Here is a 19,477-nt window from a genome sequence, read left to right on the forward strand (position 1 = left end):
GGGATTGTGGAATCTCTAATTAACGATTTAAAAATCGGTAGCCCCTCTGTAAGCTAGATATACTAATACTTGCGGTTATGGTCGCAGAAATTCCGTACCTTCCTGAATAGAACCCCAATATGGCGAGCCAAAATATCTCTTCTTTAGTTTATTTTGTTGATTGTTCATATTTCTAAGTGTTTAGTCTTTATTTTGATTATCTATGATATCTATCTCTAAAGAAATATATTTTTTAAAAAAAGAAATTTTTAATATGAAATAAGTATAACTATAGATTTTAAAATTATTATAAGTTTAAAGCTTAAAAGGAGATTATGTAAAAGAGTAACTTTAATAGATTTAATCAATTCAGCAGCTTATGAAAAGCTAATAGATAAGTCAATATAAAGCTCTCATAAAGAGCATACTATAAAAGTAAGAAGCATCTAGTTTCTTAAACATAGATTAAAAAACTAACTTGCTGTATAAAAGTATTTATCTTCTAATTATTACATTAATATTAAACATAGATTAAAAAACTAAAAGGTTTATAAATGTTAAAATCTAAATCATTTATTATCACACTTTCTGCTTTGTTATTTACTTTCTATACTTCGTCTATATATGGGGCAACTAAAGAAACAAGCTATAAGACGAATCCTCTCAAACTATATAGTGAAGTCACATCATTAACTATGGCGTTTAATGAAAAGTATGGAAAAAAAGCAGATTTACCATATAATGAGAAACAAGCTATTAGCTTAATTCTTAAAAATTCTAGCACTAAAAAATATATGCTATCTGATGACTATAATTCATTTAAGAAAAATTCTGAATTCTCAAAACAAACATCAGATATGATGAAAGCATTAGCTACTCTTATCAATAAATTTAAGGAAATAGGATTTATTGATGAAATAAAGTTACAAGGAAAAACACCTGCTCTAATGTTTGATATTGATAACACGGTAGAGCTTACTTCATTTGATGATGACTATTGGACCAAATCTGGCATAAATGATCCTGCTACAGCTAAGTTCATCAAACAAGTATGTTTTAAAGATGGTATATCTTGTTATTTTATAACAGCAAGAGCTTGTAATGCAGCTACATCTAAAGCTACTAAAGAGTGGTTAAAAAAACATATTGGTTTAACTGATGATCAATTAAAAAATAATGTATTTCTATCTGGTTCTGTTCCTCATTATGCTTGTACAAATAAAGCAAATACAAGTGTAGCCTATAAAGATATGTTAAGAGAGGCATTAAGTGACTCAAGAAATGTATATTGGCTAATGTCTATAGGGGATCAAATGACAGATTGGTTTGGAGAGCATTCTGGCCTAAAAGTATGGTATCCAAATCAAATGTTTGATACTTCAATTGTAGCTAATGACTATAATCATCCTAATAAGAAGCCACATTTACGCCAAGTTATAGCACCTACAAAACAATGCTATGCTAAATTTAAAGATAATGTCTTAGAGCAAAGTACGCTTTCATATTGTTCAGAATTTAGTTCTAATAAATATATTAGTGCTTAGAACATTACTATAAAATATTCTATCTATTTCAAGACATAAATTAATATCTACGACAGTTCTATATTTTTTGCTATTATTAATAATACTGAATTAGTAAATATTTGGATATGTATGAAAAAAGTTTTATCCTTGGCAATAATAGTAAGTATTTGTTCATCTTGCTCAACAACTAGTCTTTTTAATAGTAAGCCTGCTAATCAATCTAATATATATAGTATCAATGAAGAAAAGTATGAGAGTCAAGCAGATAAACTTTTATCACAAATGACTTTAGAAGAAAAGCTAGGTCAATTAAATCTTGTTGATGCTGGCCAAGTAACTACAGGAGTTAGTAAAAAAGAAGATTTCTATACGCTTATAAAACAAGGAAAAGTAGGGGGAATATTTAACTTAAAATCTCCTGAAGATATAAAGAAAGCTCAAGAAATAGCTGTTAAAGATACTCGTCTGCATATTCCTCTTTTGATAGGTATGGATATTATTCATGGTTATAAAACTACTTTCCCAATTCCACTAGGTTTATCTACTAGTTGGGATTTAGATATGATCCAAGAAACTGCACGAATAGCCGCAATAGAAGCAAGTAGCCAAGGAATAAACTGGACATTCTCACCGATGGTAGATATATCAAGAGATCCACGTTGGGGTCGAATAGCCGAAAGTAGTGGTGAAGATACATATTTAGGTAGTCAAATAGCCAAAGCTATGGTGCGAGGCTATGAAATGAATGATTTAGTAGATAATACAAGTCTACTTGCTTGTGTGAAACACTTTGCATTATATGGGGCTGTTGAGGCAGGTCGTGATTATAATACTGTAGATATGAGCAAAGTTAAAATGTATAACCAATACCTACCACCATATAAAGCAGCTATAGATGCTGGCGCTGGTAGTGTTATGGCTGCTTTTAATGATATCAATGGTATTCCAGCTACTGAAAATAAATGGTTAATGACAGATTTGCTACGTGATCAATGGGGCTTTAAAGGTTTTGTTGTTTCTGATTATGCAGGTATTCCAGAGATGATAAATCATGGAGTTGGTAAGAATCTACAACAAGTATCAGCAGATGCATTAAATGCTGGTGTTGATATGGATATGGTAGGTAATGGCTATCTAACAACTTTAAAGAAATCTCTTAAAGAAGGCAAAGTATCAATGGCTGAGATAAATAAAGCCGTTAAAAGGATATTAATAGCCAAGTTTGAGTTAGGGTTATTTAAAAATCCATATAAAAATGTTAATGCTAAAGATGCTAAGAAAGTAATTTTTTCTGCAAAACATAGAGAGTTTGCGCGAAAGGCAGGTTCTGAGTCTATGGTTTTACTAAAAAACCAAAATAATTTGTTACCTTTGAAAAAATCTCAGACAATAGCTGTAATTGGACCATTAGCAAATGCTGCTAATAATATGGATGGCACATGGAGTATTACAGCTGATCAAGATAAATCTATATCATTATTAGAAGGCTTAAAAGAAGAAGTAGGGCAGCAAGGTAAAGTTTTATATGCTAAAGGTAGTAACTTATCTTACAGTAAGAGTTTTGAGAAAGATGCTACAATGTTTGGTAAATCTTTAGGTAGAAATAATGAAACTTCAGAGCAGCTATTAAAAAATGCGTTAGAAGTCGCTAAAAAATCAGATGTGATAATCGCAGCATTAGGTGAATCTGCGGAAATGAGTGGTGAAAGTACTAGTAGATCACATATAGATATACCTAAAGTTCAAAGAGATTTACTTAACGCATTGCTAAAAACTGGTAAGCCTGTGGTATTAGTATTATTTAATGGTAGACCGCTTGTTTTAACACAAGAAAGTAAAACTGTACCTGCGATACTTGATGCATGGTTTCCTGGTAGTGAGGCAGGATTATCAATAGCAGATGTATTATTTGGTAAAGTTAATCCGTCAGGTAAGCTAACGGCTTCATTCCCTCGAGATGTCGGTCAAATTCCTATTTATTATAGTCATAAAAATACAGGTAGACCTTTGACAAATAAAGATAGCTGTAGGTTTGAGAAGTATCACTCTAATTATATGGATGTTTGTAATTCTCCATTATATCCATTTGGTTATGGCTTAAGTTATACCTCATTCGATATTTCGAAACCAATTCAAAATAAACAAATCATTAAAAAGGGTGATAAGCTAATTATTAAAGTCAATATTACAAATACTGGTAAATATGATGGAGCGGATGTATTACAACTATATATTCATCAAAAAGTACGCTCAATTACACCTCCAGTTAAAGAGTTAAAAGCTTTTAAAAAGGTGTTTTTGAAAAAAGGACAAACTAAGACTGTAACATTTGAGTTAGATGTTAATAATCTTAAGTTCTATAATAATGATCTAAAATATGTCTATGAACCAGGTGAATTTGAATATTTTATCAGCGATAGTTCTGATGGGAAGTTTACAAATACATTTACTGTTAAATAGTTCTATTATAAACTTTTATACTTAGAAAGGTTCTAAAAGAATTTAAAATGCTAGACGCTATAAATAATAATCAGTTCTTGATGCAAAATATTCAAGAATTTACTGTTTTAATACAGATTTCTTTAGTTGTTCTTACAATAACTTCAATTATTGTTTCAGGTTTATTTATATTATCTCAACAGAAATTAGCTAAAAATCTCGCTAAAATTAATAATAGTGAGAAAGTTCATCCTGCATGGTTATGGACACAGCTAATTCCAATATGGTCGTCAATTGCATTTGTCGTAACAGCAGTGAAGTTAGATGAACAAGTAAAAAAATATAATACAAATTATAATGAAAAATTAAAATTTAAAGCTTCGCTTGTTTATTGGTATGTAGGATTTTTAATATTAGGATTAGTACCAATAATTAATATTATAGCTGGCCTAATTAACTTTTTTATATTTATAATTATCTGGTCAAATATAAGTAGTTCATCAAAACAAATTCAGAATAATTTAAAATAGTTTTGCAAAAAATCAAATAGTTTTTTTGGAATACTTATCTTCTTATATTATTAAATTCTATTTAAAATCAATCTATAGCCTTACCAGGGTAATACATAAATTTAGTTCTCTCTTTAGGAGGTTTTTAGTATGATTGAAATGGAAATGTACAGCGACTATGCCTGTCCTTGGTGTTACTTTCTAATACCAGATATAAGAAAACTCATGCTAAAAGATAATGTTTATATTAGAAGAAGAGCTTTTCAGATTTTGCCTAAAATACCACTTGATGGGATAAGTGTTGAACAATACGATCAACTTCGAGGTAATACAGATATAGACAGACAGATAAAAGATAATTTAACGATAGATATAACTAATCGTAAGAATTTACCTTGGGTACCAAGGAAAAAGTTTTATTAGAAATTTTAAATAGCGTAGGCTATGTGCTTACAGAAACAGAGTTAAATACTATAATCTCAAACAAAATTTTTAAAGAGCAAGTTAATACTGATGTTGAAATAGCCAAGAAGCTTTCAGTTTTTGGGGTTCCATATTTTAGAATCTATAATTTAAATAAAAAACAATATGTAAATCTTACAGGATATCATGAATATCAATCTTTAAAGGAATTTGTAGATAAAAACACAAACACCATTTAGAAGTATGGAAACTAAATACGTAAGATTTAGTCACATCATAAAATTAATGTCACTCAAAGCAAACTGCTAATTAATATGTGTAATAATGTTTTTTTGACTCTGTTATAATTATACTCTAAATTGATAAACCTTTAATAATTAAGTCTATTTTGAAACCACTAAAATTTTATAAAATGCATGCCTCAGGTAATGACTTTATTGTGATTGACCAACGAGAAGATTCCATGCAGTTAGCAGTAAAAGATATAAAAGCATTATGCGATCGTCGCTACGGTATTGGCGCAGATCAACTTTTGCTATTAAGAAGTGCTAAGTCGGCGATATGTCAAATGAATATCTTTAATAAAGATGGAACAGCTGCTAAGCAGTGCGGTAACGGCTTAAGATCAGTGGCTTATTTGATGTATCAAAAACATAATATAAAGAACTTTGATATTGAGGTTAAAGGCGCTTTGCATCGCTGTGAAATAATTAATGACTGTGAGATTTTAGTTGAGTTTCCCTTGCCTAAAATTATAAATAAAAGGCCTTTGTTAAATATTGATATTGATTATCTTGATGCTATGGAGCTTTCTGTTGGCAATCCTCATCTGGTTTTATGGTTGGGTAGGCTTACGAGTCTTAATATTCCAAAGTTAGGAAAGTGCTTACAAGATGCTTATTTACCAGAAGGAGTTAATGTTCATTTTGTTGAATGTGTAGATCAACATACAATCAATATTCGCCATTTTGAACGTGGTACAGGCGTGACACTATCTTGTGGAAGTGGCTCAATTGCCAGTGTGTATTCTGGTGTAATAAATGGTTTAATTGAAACACCAGTTATGGTAAAAACTGCCACAGATAGTTTTCAAATACATTTGACTAATAAAGCTTGTATGCTTATTGGTAATGCAGAGTTAGTATTTGAAGGCACTTATTTTTTGGAGGAATAAAATAATGAATATTAGAGAAGTACCACTTCGAAAAACAATCTCAGGGTTAAGCCATAGCCTTAGTATTATTGAATATACGGTAGATAAACCGAAGGCTAGTATTTATATGCAGGCAGCGCTTCATGCAGGAGAGCTTAATGGTATTGCTATTATTCAAGCGCTACAAACATATTTAAAAGAAAATCCGCTTGATTTTAATTTTAAACTTATTCCATTTGCGAATCCTTTTGCAATGGATGTAAAAGTTGGAGAGTATACGTATGGTCGTTTTGATGCCAAAACAGGTGATAACTGGAATAGGGGATTTAAGAATCTATTAGGGCCTATCGATGATAAACCGAAGATTGATCTAGAGCGTTTTATTAATGATAATATTACTGATTCATTTGATTTGGTTTGTAATAAGTTTACTACCTTGTTAAAAAAACGCTTAGAGCTTCTTCTGAGCTTAGATTTAGCTCCTTATGAAAAACTGGCAGCTTTGTTGCACTATGAAGCAATTGATGCAGATTTTAGCTTTGATTTACATAATGATTCTATTTCAGTACCTTATATTTATGCACCAAATTATTTAAATACAAAGCGTCTTAAACATTTCAATACTGATCATTTTGTTTTAACACCAAATGAAAATAGCACATGCTTTAATCAGGCAATATTTTATCCATGGTGGCAGTTAACGGATGTATGGAATAAAATTAAGAATGATAATAAATTTCCACCAAAACATGCCTTTACCTATGAGACTGGAAATAAAGAAAGCTTTGATTTATATACTGCAAAAAAACTATTATCAGGAATCCTTGCTTATATTAAGGACGATACAGACCCTGTTAATACAAGTAAGTATGCTTGTCATGAACATGAATTTTTTCGTATTCGCGCACAAGATGGAGGCCTTATAGATTATGATGATAGTAAGCTTGGTCAGATGCTTGCATCAAATGAGTGTATTGCACAACTTTATACAAGAGAACACATTCTCTCAGGAAGTGCTCCAATAGATATTAAAGCACCTTATCATAAAAGCGCACTTATAACCAGAACGGCATCATCAAGTGTGCATGAAGGTGATGAGGTTGCTAAAGTAATGAGTAATATCTTTAGTATTAATTGAGGTTGAATTTACGTTGCCTTGTTAAAAAAAATGTGAGATTTATGATTGAAATTTAGACTACAATTAGATTAACTCTTAAAACAAAAAGCACAAATACTAAAAAAGTGTCATAAATTTAAATTCATGAAAAAAAATATAACAAAACGGCTTAATTAGCATACATATATTTAATTGCATGTATGTTCGCATAATATATATTATGTTAAATTATGTAACAGATAATCAGATCACTGTTCTGAAATTAAAATGTTCCCTCATATTCATTAGATATTTGCTTATTGCTAGATGTACTCTCTTTTTAGTTTCTCAATTATTTCTATACTTGCTGGTAAGAAATTATAATTATTAAGCTCGGAAATATTTATAAGTTTTAGTAATTGATTTTCTTTTGAGTATGGAACACCTTCATAGTTATCTACAATAAAGAATTCTAAATTAACTTCAATGTTATTTTTATTTATATGTTTTTTCTTTGCATAAGGCTTTATAGATTTAACTATAGCTCCAACTTCTTCATAAACTTCTCTTTTAATACAATCCTCAAAACTTTCATTATTTTCTACTTTGCCACCAGGAAACTCCCAGTAATCACTATAGGTTTGGAATTTTTGTCTTTGACTTATGTAGACTTTAGTCTGATATTCATCTAAAATTATCGCCACTGCAGCGTTTATTCGTTCCATTTTATAAAAAAATTAACATTGTTATTAAGAAATATAATATGTTCCAAAATCATAAAAGTGAAATTTTATTAGCAACACCTTTAATTAAGGATGATGCTATATTTACTAAATCTGTTATTTATTTATGTCAAAACGATCGTCATGGAGCTATGGGCTTGATTATAAATAAGCCTTTAGATGATAAGTTAAAAGATGTTTTTGAGGAGTTAGATATACCTCATAATAATACATTTGAAGAAATACTAAGCCACCCTCTTTATATGGGCGGTCCAATAAGTCCTCATAAAATATTAATACTTCATACAACAAATGGTCGTAACTATGATTCGACTATAAAGCTTGATGAAGGTTTGGCAATTACAGCTTCTATGGATATTTTAGAAGATTTGGCAAATAATATCTTACCAGAATATTTTCTACCAATAGTTGGTTATAGTTGTTGGACAGCTGACCAATTATCAGATGAAATAAAAGCTAGTGATTGGATTGTGACAGATAAATTAAGTAAGAAAATACTATTTAATTATGAGAATAAAACCAAGTGGCAAAATCATCTGGAGCACGCAGGATATAGCTTACAAAACTTAGACTCACTATTTGAAAATATAGGTAATGGTTAGATGTTTCAATCATTAATAGCTATAGATTTTGGTAAGGCTAGAATAGGTTTAGCTAGTGGTCAAATGATTACAAAAACAGCTACTCCTATAGGTATTGTTGAGGCTTATGATGGCGTGCCAAACTGGATTGAGCTTGATAAAATTATCAAACGCTGGAATCCTTCAGATATTATAGTTGGTCTACCTCTAGATACACAAGATTTTGAGACTGATATTACTAAAGCTGCAAAAGATTTTGCTAAAGAGGTAAAACAAAGATATCAGCGAAATGTCCACTTAATAAATGAGGCTTACTCTACGCGAGAAGCGAGATGGCGCTTAGAGGAAGTCAAGAGTAAAAAAGTCAGTCATATTAAAGTAGATGCTTTAGCAGCCTGTGTAATTCTTGAAACTTGGATGGCAGAGAATTAGACTTTAATCTAAAATTTTTTGTATGAACCAATATTTATAATTTAATGATTAAGTGCCATAATAAATAAATTTAAGTAACCTAAATATAAAATTAGTATGGCTAAAAGCACGGTTAAATATTGGAATACATTAGCTCTAGAAAATTCAGATAAATGGCAAACTATAGAAAACACAAATAATAAATTAGAAGAATTAACACTATCAATAGATACAGAGTTTGGAGATTACACTCGTTTAACAAGGTTTAAACCAGGTGCCGATACAACATCATTTGGTGCAAAAAGTCATGAATATCCTGAGGAGGTTTTCATAGTAAGCGGAAGACTTTATGATATTTCAGTTGGAAGATGGTTAGAAGCTGGAGAATATGCTAGTAGACCACCAGGTGAAATACATGGACCATTTAAGACAGATGTTGAGTGTATTGTTTTAGAGGTTTCATATCTTAGTAAAATAAAAAAAAATTAGAAGCATAAAACTCAATATGTTCATAATATTTTAATAAGCTTAATATCTAGATATTTATTGAGTTTTAACTTAAAATATTCAGCATAATTTTTCATATTTATTATTAAAATAAGGTTCTGTATTTCAATGAGTGAATATAATTTTGATCAAATAGAGCAACAAGCTCAAAGTTATTGGCGTGAAAATGATTCTTTTAAAGCTATAGAAGATAAAAGTAAAGAGAAATTTTACTGTTTAGAAATGTTACCGTATCCTAGTGGTACTTTACATATGGGACATGTAAGGAACTATACTATTGGTGATGTAATCGCTAGATATCAAAAAATGCAAGGTAAAAATGTTTTACACCCTATGGGATGGGATGCTTTTGGCTTACCTGCTGAAAATGCTGCTATCAAGCATAAAAGATCACCAGCAGAATGGACAAAAAGTAATATTGAGTATATGAAAAAGCAACTTGATTCTTTAGGTTTTGGTTTTGACTGGTCAAGAGAAATTGCTACTTGTGATGAAGATTATTATAGATGGGAGCAATGGTTTTTTATCCAACTTTATAAAAAAGGTTTAGCTTATCGTAAGAACTCAGTTGTAAACTGGGATCCTGTAGATCAGACAGTTTTAGCAAATGAACAGGTTGTAGATGGTAGAGGATGGAGGTCTGGTGCCTTAGTTGAGAAAAAAGAAATTCCACAATGGTTCATAAAAATTACAGATTATGCTGATGAGCTTTTACAAGATATATCTAAGTTAGATAACTGGCCAGATGCTGTAAAGACTATGCAAACAAACTGGATAGGCAAATCAAAAGGCTTAACTGTCAAGTTTAAGATCCAAGATTCTGATGAAGAAATAGAAGTTTTCACAACTCGTCCTGATACTTTGATGGGTGTAAGTTACCTTGGAATTGCTTCTGAGCACCCTCTTGCTCTAGCAGAAGCTAGAACAAATTCTGAACTAGCTAGTTTTATTGAAGAATGTAAGAAATCTTCAACAATGGAGGCTGACTTAGCTACTCAAGAAAAGAAAGGCTTTAAAACTAATATTAAAGTAGTTCATCCTATTTCAGGTGAGACAGTAGATGTTTGGATAGCTAATTTTGTACTTATGGGATATGGTTCTGGCGCTGTAATGTCAGTTCCTGCTCATGATCAAAGAGATTGGGAATTTGCACAGAAATATAATATTCCTTTAAAACAAGTTATTGACTCTAATGATAATAAAATCAAAGTTGATTTAGATACTGAAGCTTACACGGAAAAAGGAGTATTAATAAACTCTGGTGAATTTGATGGCTTAAACTTTAAAAAAGCTTATCAAGCAATTAAAAAATACCTTTTTGATAATAATAAAGGTTATGAAACTACAAACTTTAGAATCCATGACTGGGGTATATCTCGTCAAAGGTATTGGGGCTGCCCTATTCCAATGATTCATTGTGATAGCTGTGGAGTTATTCCTGAAAAAGAAGAAAATTTACCTGTTAAATTACCTACAGATGTGACTCTTACAGAAGCTGGTTCACCATTAAAAGATATGCCGGAATTTTTAGATGTTAAATGTCCTAAATGTGGTTCTCAAGCTAAAAGAGAAACAGATACATTTGATACATTCTTTGAATCATCTTGGTATTATGCAAGATATACATGCCCTAGAGCTAATAAAATGCTAAGTGAAGAAGCAAATTATTGGTTACCTGTAGATAAATATATTGGTGGTATTGAGCATGCTATTATGCATTTATTATATGCTAGATTTTTCCATAAATTAATGCGTGATGAAGGTCTGGTAACATCTGATGAGCCTTTTGTAAATTTACTTACTCAAGGTATGGTATTAAAAGATGGTGCTAAAATGTCTAAATCAAAAGGTAATACGGTAGATCCTAAAGAATTGATAGATATGTATGGTGCTGACACTGTGAGATTATTTAGTATGTTTGCAGCACCTCCTGAACAGTCTTTAGAATGGTCAGAAACAGGTGTTGAAGGAGCTAATAAATTTTTACGCAAAGTATTTAACTATGCTCAAGCAAATAAAGAAGTATTATCTAATAAAACAAACCTTGATATAAATAATTTATCAAAAGAAGATAAGAAAGCTCGCCTTGAGATATATACAAATTTAAAACAAGCTATTTTTGACTTTGATAAAAGTCAATTTAATACAGTTGTTTCAGCATGTATGAAGATTTTAAATACTCTTAATAACTATGATAACCTTTGTGATAGCGTTAAAATGGAGGGTTATAGTATTTTGTTAAGGATACTAGCGCCTTTTACTCCACATATTTGTCATTACTTATGGCAAGAACTAAATTTAGGAGCTGATATTCTTCATACAGAGTTTCCTGTTGTAGATGAAGAAGCTTTAGTTAAGGATGAGTTTTTGCTAGTTGTGCAAATAAATGGTAAGCTAAAAGCAAAGCTAGAGTTAGATGCATCATTAAATAAGGCAGATGTTGAAGCTACTGTTTTAGGAAATGAGCATGTTAAATCTTTTGTTGAAGGTAAGCAAATTATTAAAATAATTTATGTACCTCAAAAGCTTATTAATATAGTAATCAAATAGAGAGACTAAAATGAAAAAATATATAATTATAATTTTTGTACTTTTATTATGCTCATGTGGTTTTCATCGTCGAGGTATTGAAGGCTCTTCGGGTGGAGGAAATTATAGTAGCTTAGTTGGTACTAAATTTTATATTGCTGCGAATAATTATAATTCTTGGGCTACTGATCTTAAATCAAGCCTACAGACATATAAAGCTATAATAGTTACTGATGAAAAACAAGCTGATTACATAATCAATATACAAAGTGTTAAGAAAGATTCTAAACTAACAAGTGTTGTGGGTGGAGCATCAAATAATACTTATCAACTATTCTATAACTTTACATATAATGTTGTTAAACCTAATGATAAAACACCTGTAATACCAAACAAGACTATTTCTGCACAACAGTTCTGGCAATCAAACTCTGGTACACAGTTAGCTCAGAATGCCCAAGCAGAAAGAATATATAACTATCTTCAGTCTGGTATGGTAACAAATATTATCGATCAGATTGCAGCGTTATTACCAAGTAAAACTTTAAATACTTCACCTCAATTCGATGAATCTTAAACCGTATTTAAGAGCTCAATAATATAAAATATAATCTTTAAAAGGAATTTAATATGAATCAATTAAAAGATTTTTATGCAAATATGCTTAGTGGTTATAGTGGAGTTGCTGGAATATTGAGTTTTTTAACAATATTTTTAATAATACTAGTTTGCTCATGGATAATTAATAAAATACTTAAACAATATATAGTTAGTATTGTAAATAAATTTGTAGTTAAGCTTGGCCATAGTCTAGGTGAAACTCTAATAAAGTATAAAGTCTTTAATAAACTATCTCATATTGGTCCAGGAATATTTATATATTTAGCTATAAACCTTGGAATTAGTTCTGATCATAGTTGGACTATGGATGCTGTTGATTCTATTCAGTTAATAGCACAGGTGTATATAACATTAACTATAATATTATTTTTTATATCATTTGTTGATGCTATCTTTAGTTATTTTCAAAAGCTTCCATATTTTAAACATCACTCGTTAAGAAGCTATGCACAAGTTATAAAGATAGTTTTATATTTCATTGCTTTTATACTTGTAGTTTCGCAGTTACTCAATAAGTCTCCAATCGCATTTTTGACTGGTTTAGGTGCTTTATCAGCAGTATTAATGTTAGTTTTTAAAGATACTATATTAGGCTTTGTATCTAATATTCAAGTTGCGGCTCTAGATTTAGTAAGAGTTGGAGATTGGATTACTATTCCATCAGCAGGAGTTGATGGAGATGTTATGGAAGTTTCTATTAATACTGTAAAAATACGTAATTTTGATAAAACAATATCCACTGTTCCAACATATACGCTAATTAATAATAGCGTACAAAACTGGCGAGGAATGGTTGAAACTGGTGGACGCAGAATCAAACGCTCAGTGAATATTGACATAGATACTATAAGATTTTGTGATGAAGAAACTTTAAAGCTATTATCAAAAGAACCTCTTTTACAAGATTTTATTGCTAGTAAAGAAAATGAAAAGCTTACTAATATAACTTTGTTTAGAGCATATATTGAGAATTATTTACGTAAACATCCCAAAATACATACAGGATTAACATTTTTGATTAGAGAACTGCAGCCTAGTGCAACAGGTCTGCCAGTTGAGTTATATATTTTTACAAATGATACAAACTGGGTTAATTATGAAAAAATACAAGCAGATATTTTCGACTATGTATTTGCTAGTTTACATATGTTTGATTTAAAAGCTTTCCAAGCTATAACTGGTAGAATATCTAAATAAAAATCATAATTTTCTGATGTTATTTCTTAATAAAAATTTAAATTTAAAGAGAAATTACTATCTAATGAGCCTAAAATCTTTTACAACCTTTATACTATTGTTTATAGTAAATGTATCATTATGTCTTGCTGTTAATGTACCTATTGAGATGTTTGATTTATCTAAATACTCACAAGATGCTAATTATTATATTCCTAAATCTGAGAAAGGATATGATAAACCTCTATTGACTAAGCCTCAGCAAGATAAACTTCTCAAAAAACTAATATCTCATTCTGTTGGGAGTGATTCTCCATGGTCAGAATCTTTCTATAAAGAGTATTTGCAACAAAATAGTCTAAAAGAATGGGCTACGGAGCAAATTAATGATATCAATAATAGTAAGCTACCAGATGACGAGAAGATTTATAAAGAAAATTTTAAACTCTTTACTAATCATGAATATAAAAATATTATTAAAAATATAAATTTTGATGATATTGATAACTTACATAAATATAACGTTAATAATAAAGCTATAGTTACACGAACGGCAATGGGCTATGCTATCCCATATGATAGACCATTATTTTTAAACTTTACATTACCAGGTCAAGGATATCCATTTAGTAATATTAATGTTTCATCATTAAATATTGGTGAAGCTGTGTATATAATTTCTGAGTCAAAAGATAAGCGTTGGTATCTAATTCTTAGTTCTTCTTTCTACGCTTGGGTAAAATCTAATAGCATCTCTAGAATTTCGACTAATAAAATTAAGATCTGGAAGAATTCTTTTTCAAAGAAAAGTATATCTATTAGACGTTTTGAAACTCCTATATTTAACTTAGATAATAGATTAATAAGAAATACTTATCCTGGAACAATACTGCCAGTATTAGAGAATGACAACAATTATTATAAAGTGTTGCTTCCGGCTCAAACGAAAACAGGAAGTCTAGCTTTTATAGATGCTAAAATAATAAAGCATGATGCTACAGAAATACCTATTTCACCGACGCCTAAAAATTTTGTAAAAATAATTAAAGAGACTCAAGGCTATCCTTATGGTTGGGGAAATCAATATTTCTATAATGATTGCTCATCTGAATTAAGAGCTATATACCAAGCTTTTGGAATATGGTTACCTAGAAACTCTAAAGATCAATATAAGGCATATAATGCGTTAAATCTTGATAAATATACTTCAGAACAACGTAGTCAAATTTTATTGACAAAAGCACGCCCTTTCTTAGATTTTATATATATAAAGGGTCATGTGATGTTATATATAGGTAAAACTTCTAGCCCATACAACCCGAAACAAGTTGTTCCTGCAACGTATCAACAGGTTTGGGGATTGAAAGATAAAGATAATACTAGAAGATCAGTAATAGGTGAATCAATCTTCTTACCATTATTAGAAAAGTATCCTGAGGATCCTACTTTAGAAAGTGAGCTAAAAAAACAAGTCTTTAGAGTTGTTCAAATAGCATAATGTTTTAATATTAACACTTAGGTAGTGTTACGCCCTCTTGTCCTTGATATTTTCCACCTTTATCAGCATATGATGTTTCGCATTCTTCATCTGATTGGAAAAATAGCATCTGAGCAACACCTTCATTAGCATATATTTTTGCAGGTAATGGAGTTGTATTTGAAAACTCTAATGTTACATAACCTTCCCACTCAGGTTCTAAAGGTGTTACATTTACAATAATTCCACATCTTGCATAAGTTGATTTACCAAGACATACAACTAAAACATCTCTAGGGATCTTAAACTTCTCAACTGTACGAGCTAAAGCAAAAGAGTTAGGAGGAATAATACAAACATCACCTTTGAAATCAACAAAATTTTTATCATCAAAGTGCTTAGGATCAACTATTGAAGAGTTTATATTTGTAAAAATTTTAAATTCGTCTGCACAACGTACATCATAACCATAACTAGATGTACCATAAGAAACTATTTTCTCATTATTAGCAACTTTAACTTGTCCTGCCTCAAAAGGTTCTATCATAGAATGCTCTTGGGACATTTTTTTTATCCATTTATCTGATTTTATAGACATTTTTTCTCTCTTAATTTTCTAGTTTAACACCAATAGAATCTAAGCTACTTGCTTTAGGTAGTTTTTCAATTTCATTTAATATATTTTCAGCTACTGTCATATAGCTTGTATTAATATTATCATCTTTATCTAAGCTTACATAAGGTTTACCATAATCAGCATTTTCACGAATATCTTTATGTAGAGGTAAATTACCTAGAAATTCGATATTATTTTTACCACATAATAAATGTGCACCATCTTCGCCAAAAATATAATCGCTATTACCACATTTAGGACAGATATAATAGCTCATGTTTTCTATAACACCTAATGTTTTAATATCAACTTTTTCAAACATTGCAACCGCTCTTCTTGCATCTATCAAAGATAAATCTTGAGGAGTAGTTACAACCACTGCTCCAGTTACTGGCATATTTTTAGAAATCGTAAGCTGAATATCACCTGTACCAGGGGGTAGATCTAAAAATAGATAATCTATTTCTTCCCAATTTGTATCATTTAGAAGTTGCATTAAAGCTCTAGAAACTATAGGTCCGCGCCAAATTACAGCAGATTCTGAATCTATAAGATTTCCTATAGAAATCATTTTAACGCCATAACGTTCAAGAGGTATAATTTTTTTCTTATCCGTAGTTTGAGGGTTTTGTTTTAAATCAAAAAGAATCGGTTGGCTTGGACCATAGATATCTGCATCTAGAACCCCTACTTTGGCTCCCATTTTAGCAAAGCTTACAGCTAAATTTGCAGTTACTGTTGACTTACCCACCCCACCTTTACCTGATGCTACTAAGATTATATTCTTAATGTTCGGTAAGAGTTTTTGTCCTTTTTGAACTTTTCTTTTAGCAGTCTTTTCAATATTTATCATACTTTTTTACTAGCTTTTAATAATTAATTAGCTATTATCTATATAATTTGGGTTTAATTATACTTAAATAAATATGCTTAAAAAAGAAGATTTTAAAACGATTTTACTTACTAGTATTGGTGGAATGCTTGAGTTTTATGATTTTGTAATATTTGGTATGTTTGCAATCGTACTAGGTAAGACTTTTTTTCCACATGAGGGATCGCCAGCATTAGAAGCATTATCTGCATTCACAGTATTTGCTGTAGGATATTTTGCTAGACCTATAGGAGGTATATTCTTTGGTCATATAGGCGATAAATTTGGACGTAAAAAATCTTTTATATTAACAATACTTTTAATGGGGTTAGCATCTTTTTTTATTGCATTATTACCTTCTTATAGTAGTGTTGGGATTTTAGCTACACTGTTATTTGTGTTATTGCGAATTATTCAAGGAGCTGCAATTGGTGGAGAGATTCCTAGTGCGGTTGTCTTTGTAAAGGAGACCTTAGTTCAAAAAGGTGGTCTTGCATGCGGTATTATCTTTTGTTTTATTAATTTTGGAATATTTTTTGCTGAAATTACAAAAGTAATCACAACGTATCTCCTATCTGATCAATATGCTTGGCGTGTTGCTTTTATGCTTGGAGGTGTTGCGGCGATTATTAGTTATTTCTTTAGAAAAGAAATACATGAGACAGAGACCTTTTTAAATAAAACAACTGAATATAAAATTCCACTAATAAGATTATTTCAAACAGAAAAATTAGCAATGCTTAGAGCTATTGCAGCTATCTCAATATTTGCTATGGTTGTTGGATTTTTCTCACTTTATTTACCAACTTACTTTAAGTTAAATAATATACCTAATGCCTCTAGTTTAATACTATTAAATTTATTTGTGTTTTCTGTTATTTCAATTCCCGCAGGATATCTTGCAGATAAATTTGGTGCATTAAAAATATTATTTATTGGAGGTATTGGCTTATTAATCTTTGGTAGTGCTTTTTACTATGCGATTGTTACAAACAGTAGCTATTTACTTATATCTATGTTAGTGAATAATATCTTTATGGGATTAGTTGTAGGAGTAAGTGCAAATTATGCAAGTACCCTTTTCTCCGCTGGTGTTCGTGCTAGTGGCTTAGGTTTTGGTTATAATATTAGTTTTGCAGTATTTAATGGGGCTTTTCTAGCTTTAGCAAGTTTTGGTGTGGCCCAAGGAGTTATGTTAACACCATTATATCTAATATTAGCAGTAATAATTATTTCTCTACTTATCTTAATTTTTACTAAAAAATCATGCCAAAACATTTCTATATAGATCTACTATCTATGTGTTAAAATTTAATTATTAGCTTCAAATATAAATATTAAAATATGGATAATTTTCTGTCTGGATTAATATATTTTTTAGAAGCAAACTCTATTTTATTTATCTGTCAGATTTTTACCATATTCGTTGTTTTGAAACTTATTGTTGATAAAAAGTCAGCATCTAATATTATAGCTTGGCTTTTGGCTATATTATTTGTACCTTATGTTGCGATCCCTTTCTTTTTTATATTTCAACGTAAAGATAAACGTCGATTCTGGCAAAAAAAGACTATGAGTATTAATGGCTCATCATATTTTGAGGAAGTTTGTCTTAATACCAATCACTGCCAAGAGCTACCAATGAATGTGATTACTACTTTTTCAAGTCTTGAATTACCAACACTTACAAGATATAACTCTTTTGAAATCTATACAGATGGAGTTCAATCCTTTGAAGCATTTATGTATGCTATTAATTCTGCAACTAAAAGTATATATATTCAAACCTATATACTAAAAAATGACACTACTTCTAAACTTGCTATAAGTGCTTTAGAGAAAAAAGCTGCACAAGGTGTACAAATCAAAATGATGATTGATTCTTTAGGATCACTATATGTTTACTTTCATAATAAAAGGATCTTTAGAAATTTACGTGCATTAGGCGCAAAAATAGTATTTTTCATGCCAATACTTACAAATCCTTTACGTAACTATATTAATTATAGAAACCATCGCAAGATTTTTATTTTTGATAATAGATTTGCTATGAGTGGTGGTGTCAATATTGGTGATGAGTATATGTCTGCTATGTATCATGATGGTATGTGGAATGATCTTTTATTTAGTATACAAGGAGAGTCTGTAGAACACTTTTTAAAAGTTTTTCGCTCAGACTGGCACTTTGCTACAAATCAAGAGTTAGATTTTAAAGTAGAGAGTATCGTTAATAAAAAATGCTTTACTCAAGTGGTACCATCAGGTCCAGATATGCATAAAAACCAGTTATATTCGGGACTTCTAACAGCGATAAACTCTGCTCAGAAGAGACTTTGGATTATAACGCCCTATTTGATTCCATCGTTAGATTTATTACAATCAATAACTCTTGCTAAATGTCGAGGAGTTGATGTGAAAGTTATTACTCCTAAAAACTCCGATCATAAAATAATTAATCGTGCGAGATCTAGTTATATTAGAGATTTATTAGCTTATAATATTGAAGTGCATTTTACTGAGAAAATGATTCATGCAAAGGCAATACTTGTAGATTCAAATATTGCGATACTTGGTTCTATCAATCTGGATAATAGAAGTTTATTTTTAAACTATGAGATAGCTACTTTTATATATACTCCTAGTGAAGTAGAAAAACTTTATTTATGGGCTGAAAATATACTTAAAGACGCAAGTCAAAACTCATCGCATTTGCCAACTAAACGTAGTAGTTTAATAATTGAAAGTATTATGAAAATACTCACACCTTTAATGTAATTATAAATACTGAGCTATCTAGAATATTTTCACTATGCTAGAATT

At 30.3% G+C, this 19,477-nt stretch carries 19 protein-coding genes; 16 read left to right on the top strand and 3 right to left on the bottom strand.

Going from position 1 to position 19,477, the window contains the following annotated elements; translation table 11 throughout:
• The first annotated feature begins 533 nt into the window (after positions 1-533).
• The 7 genes from F3D62_RS00585 (at position 534) to F3D62_RS00615 (ending at position 7,167) form a co-directional block, all read left to right on the top strand.
• A complete protein-coding gene (locus F3D62_RS00585) occupies positions 534-1,523 on the top strand; it encodes a hypothetical protein (protein ID WP_150466312.1) in 990 nt (329 codons plus the stop codon).
• Positions 1,524-1,634: 111 nt separating this feature from the next.
• Positions 1,635-3,965: a beta-glucosidase BglX gene (gene bglX, locus F3D62_RS00590; protein WP_150466313.1), complete on the top strand. Its 2,331-nt coding sequence runs from the start codon at positions 1,635-1,637 to the stop codon at positions 3,963-3,965.
• Positions 3,966-4,012: 47 nt separating this feature from the next.
• Complete coding sequence (locus tag F3D62_RS00595) at positions 4,013-4,474, top strand: hypothetical protein (RefSeq protein WP_224732608.1); 462 nt, start codon at positions 4,013-4,015, stop codon at positions 4,472-4,474.
• Between the two features lie 129 nt (positions 4,475-4,603).
• A complete protein-coding gene (locus F3D62_RS00600) occupies positions 4,604-4,876 on the top strand; it encodes a DsbA family protein (RefSeq protein ID WP_150466314.1) in 273 nt (90 codons plus the stop codon).
• Positions 4,877-4,899: 23 nt separating this feature from the next.
• On the top strand, positions 4,900-5,115 hold the full coding sequence (locus tag F3D62_RS00605) for a hypothetical protein (RefSeq protein ID WP_150466315.1): 216 nt from the start codon (positions 4,900-4,902) through the stop codon (positions 5,113-5,115).
• Positions 5,116-5,288: 173 nt separating this feature from the next.
• Entirely contained in the window at positions 5,289-6,050 is a 762-nt protein-coding gene (dapF, locus tag F3D62_RS00610) for a diaminopimelate epimerase (protein ID WP_150466316.1), read from the top strand.
• 4 nt (positions 6,051-6,054) lie between these two features.
• On the top strand, positions 6,055-7,167 hold the full coding sequence (locus tag F3D62_RS00615) for a succinylglutamate desuccinylase/aspartoacylase family protein (RefSeq protein ID WP_150466317.1): 1,113 nt from the start codon (positions 6,055-6,057) through the stop codon (positions 7,165-7,167).
• 281 nt (positions 7,168-7,448) lie between these two features.
• On the opposite strand, the gene F3D62_RS00620 is transcribed toward F3D62_RS00615, so the two are convergent.
• Positions 7,449-7,850 carry a (deoxy)nucleoside triphosphate pyrophosphohydrolase gene (locus F3D62_RS00620; protein ID WP_150466318.1) on the bottom strand — a complete coding sequence of 134 codons (402 nt, stop codon included), beginning with the start codon at positions 7,848-7,850 and terminating at the stop codon, positions 7,449-7,451.
• 38 nt (positions 7,851-7,888) lie between these two features.
• Between F3D62_RS00620 and F3D62_RS00625 the strand changes: the two genes are divergently transcribed.
• The 7 genes from F3D62_RS00625 to F3D62_RS00655 all read left to right on the top strand — a co-directional run bounded on the left by F3D62_RS00625 (position 7,889) and on the right by F3D62_RS00655 (position 15,191).
• On the top strand, positions 7,889-8,470 hold the full coding sequence (locus F3D62_RS00625) for a YqgE/AlgH family protein (RefSeq protein ID WP_150466319.1): 582 nt from the start codon (positions 7,889-7,891) through the stop codon (positions 8,468-8,470).
• Positions 8,471-8,881 (top strand): Holliday junction resolvase RuvX, encoded by a 411-nt coding sequence (gene ruvX, locus F3D62_RS00630; RefSeq protein WP_150466320.1) that lies wholly within the window; start codon positions 8,471-8,473, stop codon positions 8,879-8,881.
• Positions 8,882-8,977: 96 nt separating this feature from the next.
• Positions 8,978-9,349 (top strand): cupin domain-containing protein, encoded by a 372-nt coding sequence (locus F3D62_RS00635; RefSeq protein ID WP_150466321.1) that lies wholly within the window; start codon positions 8,978-8,980, stop codon positions 9,347-9,349.
• 126 nt (positions 9,350-9,475) lie between these two features.
• Positions 9,476-11,917: a leucine--tRNA ligase gene (gene leuS / locus F3D62_RS00640; RefSeq protein WP_150466322.1), complete on the top strand. Its 2,442-nt coding sequence runs from the start codon at positions 9,476-9,478 to the stop codon at positions 11,915-11,917.
• Between the two features lie 10 nt (positions 11,918-11,927).
• The gene (gene lptE / locus F3D62_RS00645) at positions 11,928-12,473 is read left to right on the top strand and encodes an LPS assembly lipoprotein LptE (RefSeq protein WP_150466323.1); all 546 of its coding nucleotides are present in this window, start codon (positions 11,928-11,930) and stop codon (positions 12,471-12,473) included.
• 53 nt (positions 12,474-12,526) lie between these two features.
• Positions 12,527-13,714: a mechanosensitive ion channel family protein gene (locus F3D62_RS00650; protein ID WP_150466324.1), complete on the top strand. Its 1,188-nt coding sequence runs from the start codon at positions 12,527-12,529 to the stop codon at positions 13,712-13,714.
• A 64-nt stretch (positions 13,715-13,778) separates the two neighbouring features.
• Positions 13,779-15,191 carry an SH3 domain-containing protein gene (locus tag F3D62_RS00655; protein WP_191092497.1) on the top strand — a complete coding sequence of 471 codons (1,413 nt, stop codon included), beginning with the start codon at positions 13,779-13,781 and terminating at the stop codon, positions 15,189-15,191.
• Positions 15,192-15,201: 10 nt separating this feature from the next.
• Here F3D62_RS00655 and dcd read toward each other — a convergent pair whose 3' ends face one another.
• Positions 15,202-15,768, bottom strand: coding sequence for a dCTP deaminase (gene dcd, locus F3D62_RS00660; RefSeq protein WP_150466326.1), 567 nt, complete (start codon positions 15,766-15,768; stop codon positions 15,202-15,204).
• Positions 15,769-15,778: 10 nt separating this feature from the next.
• Positions 15,779-16,639, bottom strand: a complete 861-nt coding sequence (locus F3D62_RS00665) for an Mrp/NBP35 family ATP-binding protein (RefSeq protein WP_150466327.1) — start codon at positions 16,637-16,639, stop codon at positions 15,779-15,781.
• 73 nt (positions 16,640-16,712) lie between these two features.
• Here F3D62_RS00665 and F3D62_RS00670 point away from each other — a divergent pair, with 73 nt between their 5' ends.
• A complete protein-coding gene (locus F3D62_RS00670) occupies positions 16,713-17,945 on the top strand; it encodes an MFS transporter (protein ID WP_150466328.1) in 1,233 nt (410 codons plus the stop codon).
• Between the two features lie 56 nt (positions 17,946-18,001).
• The gene (locus F3D62_RS00675; RefSeq protein WP_150466329.1) at positions 18,002-19,432 is read left to right on the top strand and encodes a phospholipase D-like domain-containing protein; all 1,431 of its coding nucleotides are present in this window, start codon (positions 18,002-18,004) and stop codon (positions 19,430-19,432) included.
• Positions 19,433-19,477 lie beyond the last annotated feature (45 nt).

The sequence above is a fragment of the Francisella sp. SYW-9 genome, assembly GCF_008711465.1.
Taxonomy (GTDB): Bacteria; Pseudomonadota; Gammaproteobacteria; order Francisellales; family Francisellaceae; genus Francisella.

Excerpts from the sequence above, each read along its gene's own strand:
- F3D62_RS00615 (WP_150466317.1), top strand. The coding sequence starts at position 6,055 with ATGAATATTAGAGAAGTACCACTTCGAAAAACAATCTCAGGGTTAAGC.
- F3D62_RS00585 (WP_150466312.1), top strand. The coding sequence starts at position 534 with ATGTTAAAATCTAAATCATTTATTATCACACTTTCTGCTTTGTTATTT.
- F3D62_RS00635 (WP_150466321.1), top strand. The coding sequence starts at position 8,978 with ATGGCTAAAAGCACGGTTAAATATTGGAATACATTAGCTCTAGAAAAT.
- F3D62_RS00670 (WP_150466328.1), top strand. The coding sequence starts at position 16,713 with ATGCTTAAAAAAGAAGATTTTAAAACGATTTTACTTACTAGTATTGGT.
- F3D62_RS00620 (WP_150466318.1), bottom strand. The coding sequence starts at position 7,850 with ATGGAACGAATAAACGCTGCAGTGGCGATAATTTTAGATGAATATCAG.
- leuS (WP_150466322.1), top strand. The coding sequence starts at position 9,476 with ATGAGTGAATATAATTTTGATCAAATAGAGCAACAAGCTCAAAGTTAT.
- lptE (WP_150466323.1), top strand. The coding sequence starts at position 11,928 with ATGAAAAAATATATAATTATAATTTTTGTACTTTTATTATGCTCATGT.
- F3D62_RS00625 (WP_150466319.1), top strand. The coding sequence starts at position 7,889 with ATGTTCCAAAATCATAAAAGTGAAATTTTATTAGCAACACCTTTAATT.
- F3D62_RS00665 (WP_150466327.1), bottom strand. The coding sequence starts at position 16,639 with ATGATAAATATTGAAAAGACTGCTAAAAGAAAAGTTCAAAAAGGACAA.
- F3D62_RS00655 (WP_191092497.1), top strand. The coding sequence starts at position 13,779 with ATGAGCCTAAAATCTTTTACAACCTTTATACTATTGTTTATAGTAAAT.
- F3D62_RS00595 (WP_224732608.1), top strand. The coding sequence starts at position 4,013 with ATGCTAGACGCTATAAATAATAATCAGTTCTTGATGCAAAATATTCAA.
- ruvX (WP_150466320.1), top strand. The coding sequence starts at position 8,471 with ATGTTTCAATCATTAATAGCTATAGATTTTGGTAAGGCTAGAATAGGT.
- dcd (WP_150466326.1), bottom strand. The coding sequence starts at position 15,768 with ATGTCTATAAAATCAGATAAATGGATAAAAAAAATGTCCCAAGAGCAT.
- bglX (WP_150466313.1), top strand. The coding sequence starts at position 1,635 with ATGAAAAAAGTTTTATCCTTGGCAATAATAGTAAGTATTTGTTCATCT.
- F3D62_RS00650 (WP_150466324.1), top strand. The coding sequence starts at position 12,527 with ATGAATCAATTAAAAGATTTTTATGCAAATATGCTTAGTGGTTATAGT.
- dapF (WP_150466316.1), top strand. The coding sequence starts at position 5,289 with ATGCATGCCTCAGGTAATGACTTTATTGTGATTGACCAACGAGAAGAT.
- F3D62_RS00675 (WP_150466329.1), top strand. The coding sequence starts at position 18,002 with ATGGATAATTTTCTGTCTGGATTAATATATTTTTTAGAAGCAAACTCT.
- F3D62_RS00600 (WP_150466314.1), top strand. The coding sequence starts at position 4,604 with ATGATTGAAATGGAAATGTACAGCGACTATGCCTGTCCTTGGTGTTAC.